5 protein-coding genes are annotated in these 7,703 nt (G+C 67.5%); all 5 read left to right on the top strand.

All coding sequences use genetic code 11. The features are described 5' to 3' along the window. The coding region (locus HNH97_RS04025) for a DNA translocase FtsK (RefSeq protein ID WP_244949299.1) at positions 1–2,039 on the top strand (2,039 nt) is incomplete at its 5' end. Continuing rightward, a complete protein-coding gene (locus tag HNH97_RS04020) occupies positions 2,036–2,887 on the top strand; it encodes an RluA family pseudouridine synthase (protein ID WP_171789959.1) in 852 nt (283 codons plus the stop codon). The genes HNH97_RS04025 and HNH97_RS04020, both read left to right, overlap by 4 nt. 23 nt (positions 2,888–2,910) lie before the next feature. Next, positions 2,911–5,016 (top strand): hypothetical protein, encoded by a 2,106-nt coding sequence (locus HNH97_RS04015; RefSeq protein WP_171789958.1) that lies wholly within the window; start codon positions 2,911–2,913, stop codon positions 5,014–5,016. A gap of 170 nt (positions 5,017–5,186) precedes the next feature. Beyond that, positions 5,187–5,852 carry a histidine phosphatase family protein gene (locus HNH97_RS04010; RefSeq protein ID WP_110913825.1) on the top strand — a complete coding sequence of 222 codons (666 nt, stop codon included), beginning with the start codon at positions 5,187–5,189 and terminating at the stop codon, positions 5,850–5,852. A gap of 78 nt (positions 5,853–5,930) precedes the next feature. Continuing rightward, positions 5,931–7,574, top strand: a complete 1,644-nt coding sequence (locus HNH97_RS04005) for an NAD-dependent malic enzyme (RefSeq protein ID WP_171789956.1) — start codon at positions 5,931–5,933, stop codon at positions 7,572–7,574. The last annotated feature ends 129 nt before the right edge of the window (positions 7,575–7,703 follow it).

Here is a 7,703-nt window from a genome sequence, read left to right as displayed (position 1 = left end):
ACCCGACCCTGCCCGTGACGGAGTATCCGGCGGTGGAAACCACCCCCGCCGCACCATCGCGGGCCATGACCCCGCCGCCGCCCGTGCCGCCGCCCGCGACTTCGCGCTCGCTGAGCGTGCGCGAATCCGCGCCGCCGCCGCTGCCCCCCACGCGCGAGGCCGTCCCGCAGCCTGCCGCCGCCAGCGTACCCACCCCGTCCCGGCAGGGGCGTGTGTCGATCGGCACGAACTGGGTGCATCCACCGGGCATGGAGGAAGACATCCCGCCCCCGCTGCTGGAAACCCAGGCGGGATCGCAGGATGTCGCACCCTGGCATGAAGACCCGCCGCCACCGGCGACGACATTCGCCCCCCCGGCCGCCGCCGCGCCGCAGCAGGAACGCCCGACGCTGCTGGGACGCCTGTTCAGCACAGGCGCCACACGCGCGCCCGCGCCCCCGGCCCCCGTGATGGACGATCCACCCCCGGCGCCACAGCAGCATGCGGCCAGCGCCCCTGCCGAAGACCATTATGACGCGCCGCAGCAGCATGCGTGGCAGTTGCCGCCGCTTTCGCTGCTGCATCCGCCCCCGTCCCATGCGACGACCGGCCCGACGGAAGAACTGCTCAGGGCCAATGCCGCGCACCTTGTCACCGTCCTGTCGGAATACGGGGTGCAGGGGGAGATCAATACCTATCACGCCGGGCCGGTCGTCACCCTGTTCGAACTGATGCCCGCGCCGGGCATCCGTGCCGCACGCGTCATCGGGCTGGCCGATGATGTCGCGCGTTCGCTTTCGGTGCTGAGCGTGCGCATCGCCACGGTGCCGGGGCGCAATGTCATCGGTATCGAGGTGCCCAACACGCGCCGCGAAACGGTCTATTTCTCCGAACTGCTGCGTGACGAGCGCTGGGTGCATGCACGCGCGCGCCTGAACCTTGCGCTGGGCAAGGACATCGCGGGGGAGCCGGTCTACAGCGACCTTGGCTCCATGCCGCACCTGATGATCGCGGGCACCACCGGGTCGGGCAAGTCGGTGGGCGTGAACGCGATGATCCTGTCGCTGCTTTACCGGCTGTCGCCGGATCAGTGCCGCCTGATCCTGATTGACCCCAAGATCCTTGAATTCTCGATCTATGAGGGGATTCCCCACCTGATGACGCCGGTGGTGACCGAACCGGCGAAGGCGGTCGCGGCGCTGAAATGGACCGTGCGCGAAATGGACCGCCGGTATCGCGCCATGGCCCACCTGCAGGTGCGCAACATCGCCAGCTACAACGAACGCGTGGCCGAGGCCCGCGCCCGGGGCGAAATCGTCACCCGGCGCGTGCAGACCGGATACGACCCCGAAACCGGCAAGCCGACGTTCGAGGAACAGCAGCTTGCGCTCGACGCGCTGCCCTATATCGTCGTCATCGTTGACGAGATGGCGGACCTGATGATCGTCGCGGGCAAGGAGATCGAGGCCCTGCTGCAACGTCTGGCGCAGAAGGCGCGCGCGGCGGGCATCCACCTGATCATCGCGACACAGCGCCCGTCGGTCGATGTCATCACCGGCACCATCAAGGCGAACTTCCCGACCCGCATCTCCTTCCAGGTCATCAGCAAGTTCGACAGCCGCACCATCCTTGGCGAACAGGGCGCGGAACAGTTGCTTGGCCGGGGCGACATGCTGTTCATGCAGGCGGGCGGGCGCATCACCCGCGTCCATGGCCCGTTTGTCGAGGACAGCGAGGTCGAGGCCGTGGTCGCCTTCCTGCGTGCGCAGGGCGAGCCGATCTATGACGATGACGTCATCTCCGCACAGGACGAGGATGGCGGCGGCCGCGCGATCGGTGGCGGCGGCGGGGGCGAGGAAGACAGCCTGTTCGGGCAGGCGGTGGAACTTGTCGCGCGCGAAGGCAAGGCCTCGACCTCCTTCATCCAGCGTCACCTTTCGATCGGCTACAACCGCGCGGCCAAGATCATCGAGCAGATGGAAAAGGAAGGCCTTGTCAGCGAGGCCAACCATGTCGGCCGCCGCGAGGTGCTGATGCGCAAGACCGCCGACGACGAATGACGCGCAAGGCCGGCCCCACCCCCCGCCGCGACATCCCGAGCGGTGGCGGGGGGAACCTTCCCTTTCCCGTCCTGTTTCAGGACCGGCATTTCATCGTGATCGACAAGCCCGCGGGCCTGGCCGCCCATCCGGGCCGCGCGGGCGGGCCGAGTGTGGAGGACGCGTTCGGCCTGATGTCACGCCATCGCAACGGGCCATGGCTGGCCCACCGGCTGGACCGTGACACGTCGGGCTGCCTGCTGGTCGCGTTACGCAAGCAGGCACTGATCGCCGCACAGGAGTGCCTTGCCAATGGTCAGGCGACCAAGCTGTACTGGGCCATCACCCATGGCCACCCCCCCGCCGATGATGGCGTGGTCGATGCGCCGCTGCTGCGCCGGGCCGACCGTGGCCGATGGTGGGTCGAGGCCGCACCGGGCGGGCAGGCGGCGCGCACGACATGGCGCTGCCTTGCACGCGGGCACATGCCCGACGGCAGCCCGGCAAGCTGGCTGGAACTGCGCCTGCATACGGGGCGCACCCATCAGGCACGGGTGCATTGCGCGACGCTGGGTTGCCCGGTGATGGGGGATGGTCAATATGGTCGGGCGGACGGAAAACTGCTGCACCTGATGAGTCGTGAACTGTACCTCCCCCTTGACCCGCCCATCCATGCCCTCGCTTCCCCCCCGGCCCACATGCGCCTGACCGCGCGGCAGGCAGGCTGGACGCTGGAGCGGCCCGCCACCATCACGCCCCGCGCATCCGCGCCGCCGACCACCGCCCCCCCTGCTGCTGCGGCCATGCGGGGTCATGCCCCATCGCGCGCGCACCGCCGCGGCCCCGGCGCGCCCGCCACGACATCCTGACGCGCCCCATTACGGAGAACCCCGTGCTTGCCCACCAGCTTACCGAAGGTCTGATCCGGGTCCTTGAACGTCCCGACCTGCGCGTCATTGCGGGAACGCGGCGCATCAGCCTGTCGCCCGACCTGCCCGAACCGTTCCGCGTCACGGACCGGGGGGATGTCCTGCTGGGATCGGCGTGCATGGGCAATGGGGCGCACAGTGCGTTCTACCTGCGCCACGCGCTGGAACTCGCGCATCTGCTTGACATTGCCCCCCACCAGCCCGTCATGGCGGCATTGTGCGCGGCCCGGACGGCGGCGCTGTTCCATGGGCTTGACGTCACCTGCGATACGGTGGCGGAACCAGGCGTGGCCATGACAGCCGCACCGACCGCCCTGCCCGCATGGATCGACATCATGGCGGCGGACCATCTGCCCGCGCCCGAAATCCTGCGCGATGTATGGCTGGCCATCGCCCCATGCCAGCCTGCCCCCGCCGAACGGCCCGACATCGACGCCGTGCATGCGCGCCTCGATGCGCTGTGGCCATGGACCGGGCCGACCGAGACGCTGATGGCGATGGGCGGGGATGCACGGCTGAGCATCGATCCCACCACCGGCCTGAACCATTACGGATGTTCGCACCGCCCGCGTCCGTGGGCGGTGACGTTTGCGTCCTCCACCGCGTCGTCGCTGTCCGAGCGGGGCTTTGCCGGGGCGGAGGCCGCGCGCCTGCGCCTGATCGCCGCCGCCCTGTCGGACCCGCAGGCCGACGTGCCCGCCACCCTGACGACAGAAATCCATGACGGGATCGCGCGCCATTTCGGCCTGCGCGGGGACGAGGGCATCATCCTTGCCCCCTCCGGCACGGATTGCGAACTGTACGCCCTTGCGCTGGCGGCCCTTGCGCCGGGGGGGCGTGCGGTCAGCAACATCCTGATCGCGCCGGAAGAAACCGGCAGCGGCGTGCCGCTGGCCGCGCGGGGCTGCCATTTCGCCAACGACACGGCACTGGGCCACATGGTGCCAAAGGGGCACCTGATCGCGGGGTTCCCCGATGATACGCAGGTGATCGACCTGCCGATGCGCGACGCGCGCGGGCAGCAGATCCCGCTGGCGCAGGTCGATGCGGACTGCCTGCGCGTGGCGCGGTCGGAACTGGCGCGCGGGCGGCATATCCTTCTGCATCGCCTCGACCTGTCGAAGACCGGGCTGCTCGCCCCGCAGATGGAGACACTCGACACCCTCATGGCCACCGCGCCCGCGGGGCAGGTGGATGTGGTGGTCGATGCCTGCCAGACGCGACTCGACCCCGCACGGGTGCGCGACTACCTCGACCGGGGGTGGATGGTGATGGTCACGGGGTCAAAGTTCTTCACCGGCCCTCCCTTCTGCGGTGCGGTCCTGCTGCCTGCGCCGGTCATGGCGCGCCTGTCGGGCCGCCTGCCCGCGGGCCTTGCGCAATACACCCATCAGGCAGCATGGCCCGTGGGACAGGCGCGCACGGTGCTGCCTGCGGGGCACAATATCGGGCTGCTCCTGCGCTGGCATGCGGCCATGGCGGAAATGGCGGCACTGGCCGACGTGCCGCGCGCCACCGTGACGCAGCGCCTGCGCACGTTCCTGTCGGCGGCGCGCGACGCCATCACGCACAACCGCGACCTGTGCCTGCTGCCGCCCTATGCCCCCCGGCGGCCGCCGCTTGCGGATGCGTGGGACGACGCGGCGACCATCCTGTCCTTTTTCGTGCGCGCCCATGACGCGGGCGACACGTTCCGCCCGCTGGCGCTGGCGCTGGCGCGCAAATTGTACGCGTGGCTCAATACCGACCTGTCCACCGTCATTCCCGCCCGTGACGCGGACGAACGCCGCCTTGCGGCCCTGCTGTGCCATGTGGGACAGCCCGTGCCGCTGGCGCATCCGGCGCTGGACGGGGAACTGGCCGGGGCGCTGCGCATCTCGGCGGGGGCGCGCCTCGTCTCGGGCGAGCCATCGCATGACGGGATGGACAGCCGCCGCCGGATGGAGCGCGAAACCCGCGATGTCCGCCGCGTGGTGGACAAGATCAGCCTGATCCTGCGCCACTGGCCCACCATTGCGGCCTGTGACCCGCATCCGACCTATATGCCGCATCATCTGGAACAGGGCTGACGTCTGGAAAGGATGTCTTAAAAAATAAAAGTTTTTGGGTGTCGCCTTTTTTCAAAAAGGCGACGTCTCTCGAAGCTTTTTGAAAAAAGCTTCACCAAAAACTTTTGAATTTTGGCTTCGCCCTGAAGCTGGGCAAACGCGAACAAACGCCTATGGAGATCCCTGCCCCCATGCCGCAAAACCACGGTAATTTCCTCGATACCCCGCAGTTGCAAAAGGGGGTCACGCGGTTCTGGCTGATCCGTCACGCCATTGTCGAACAGAACGCGCGCAGGCACCTGTATGGCGCGATGGACGTGCCGTTGTGCCCCGACAGCCTTGTGGCGCAGCGTCCCATGTACGAAGTGCTGGCCCGCCGCCTGCCGCACCCGGCACTGTGGTTCACCTCCCCCCTTGGCCGCGCGCAGCAGACGGCGCAGGCGATCCAGCAGGCCGGATACGGCTTGCAGGCCAGCCGGATCGAACCTGCCTTTACCGAGCAGTCGATGGGCGAATGGCACGGCACGACGCATGACCGCCTGCCTGAAAAGCTGGCGGTGCCGGCCCACCCGTTCTGGTCCGTCGGCGCCACGGAGCAGCCACCGGGCGGCGAAAGCATGGTGCAGGTCTGCGCACGCGTCGGCGCGGCACTCGATCGCATGTCACGCGAACATGCGGGACAGGACATGGTGATCGTCAGCCATGGCGGGGCGATCCGCGCGGCACTGGCGCATGCGCTGCATGTCCACGCGCACACGGCGCTGCATTTTTCCATCCAGAACCTGTCGCTCAGCGTGATCGAGCACCTGCGCGAGGGCTGGCGCATCGTCAATGTGAACGAACTGCCGCTGGCCTGATACGTTGGGTGTGCGGCATGTTCGGGCGTTGGCAAGGACGACCCGTTGCCCCTTTTCCCCTGCCGGAGACCGCACACGATGACCCATCCCACGTCCCGTTCCATTCCCCGGGGGGCGGCGCTGCTGAACGACCCCGCCGCCAACAAGGGAACCGCCTTCAGCGCGGAGGAACGACGGGCGCTGGACCTCGAAGGGCTGCTGCCACCGCAGATCGAGACGCTGGAACGTCAGGCGGAGCGCGTGTTCCGTCACCTCGACGCCAAGCCGAACGACCTTGAGCGCTATATCTACCTCTCCGGCCTTGGCGACCGGAACGAGACCCTGTTCTACAAGGTCATCATGTCCGACCCGGCGCGGTTCGTGCCCATCGTCTATGCACCCACGCTCGGCGCGGTGTGCAAGGCGTTCAGCCACCTGTACCGCCGCCCGCGCGGCATGTATATCAGCCTGGAGCACAAGGGCCGCATCGCCTCCGTCCTGCGCAACTGGCCCGAACGCAATGTCCGCTTCATCTGCGTGACCACCGGCGGGCGCATCCTTGGCCTTGGCGATATCGGGGCCAACGGGATGGGCATCCCGATCGGCAAGCTGCAACTCTATACCGCCTGCGGGGCGGTGCCGCCGCACACGACGCTGCCGATCCAGCTTGATATCGGCACGACCAACGCGGCGCTGCGGGCGGACCCGCTCTATCTCGGGCTGCGGCGTGAACCGCCGGAGCAGGAGGAACTCGACGCGTTCGTGGAGGAATTCGTCGAGGCGGTGCAGGAGGTCTTTCCCCCCTGCTGCATCCATTTCGAGGACTGGAAGGGCACCGACGCGATCCGCTACCTCGCGCAATATCGCGACCGGGTGCTGTGCTACAACGACGACATCCAGGGCACGGCGGCCGTGACCCTTGCGGGGCTGACCACGGCGCTGCAGATCATCGACGCGCCATTGTCAGAGCAGAAGATCGTGTTTTTCGGGGCCGGTTCATCGGGGCTGGGCATCGCCGACCTGCTGGTGCGCGCCATGCAGCGCGAGGGCCTGTCCGAAAGTGACGCCCGTGCGCGGATCACCATGATGGACAAAGACGGGTTGCTGGTCGCGTCGCGGACCGACCTGTCGGAACAGCAGCGGCCCTATGCCCGCGATGAAGCGCCAGCAACCGACCTGCTCGACGTGATCGAGCGGGTGCGGCCGTCCATCCTGATCGGGGTGTCCACCGCCGGGGGCACCTTCACGCAGGCCGTAGTCGAGCGCATGAGTGCGATCAACACCCGTCCCATCATCTTCGCCCTGTCGATTCCCCATGCCGAATGTACGGCGGAACAGGCTTACACATGGTCAGGGGGACAGGCACTGTATGCCGCAGGCATCCAGTATCCGGTCGTGCAGATGGGCGAGAGGACGTTCCATCCGGGACAGGCCAACAATTTCTACATCTTCCCGGGCCTCGGCCTTGCCACCTACGCCACCTGCCCGCGCCACATCACCGACGACATCATCATCGAGGCCGCGCATGCGCTGGCGGATCAGGTGGACCTTGCGACGCGGGCACGCGGACGCCTGTTCCCGCCACAGGACCAGATCGTGGAGGTGGAGATCACCTCCGCATGCCGGCTTGCGGAATATATCTTCGACCATGACATGGCCCATGTCGAACGCCCCGACGACATCCGCAAATGGATCGAGGGCATGATCTATACGCCCGCCTATAAACCGATCGCGCTGGACTGATGGTGGTGCGGGGAATGGGTTTTTAAGAGATAAAAGTTTGGGGCTGGCATAGGTAAGGATTGTTTGGAACGGTTCACGCAGGCAGTTTAGCCCATTGAGTGAGGATTTTCAGGAGTTTTGCAGGCGAGC

The organism is Gluconacetobacter entanii (assembly GCF_013155425.1).
Classification (GTDB): domain Bacteria; phylum Pseudomonadota; class Alphaproteobacteria; order Acetobacterales; family Acetobacteraceae; genus Novacetimonas; species Novacetimonas entanii.
Note: the sequence above shows the minus strand (reverse complement) of the source record. Positions and strands in the feature narration are given on the sequence as shown.

Excerpts from the sequence above, each read along its gene's own strand:
- HNH97_RS04020 (WP_171789959.1), top strand. The coding sequence starts at position 2,036 with ATGACGCGCAAGGCCGGCCCCACCCCCCGCCGCGACATCCCGAGCGGT.
- HNH97_RS04010 (WP_110913825.1), top strand. The coding sequence starts at position 5,187 with ATGCCGCAAAACCACGGTAATTTCCTCGATACCCCGCAGTTGCAAAAG.
- HNH97_RS04005 (WP_171789956.1), top strand. The coding sequence starts at position 5,931 with ATGACCCATCCCACGTCCCGTTCCATTCCCCGGGGGGCGGCGCTGCTG.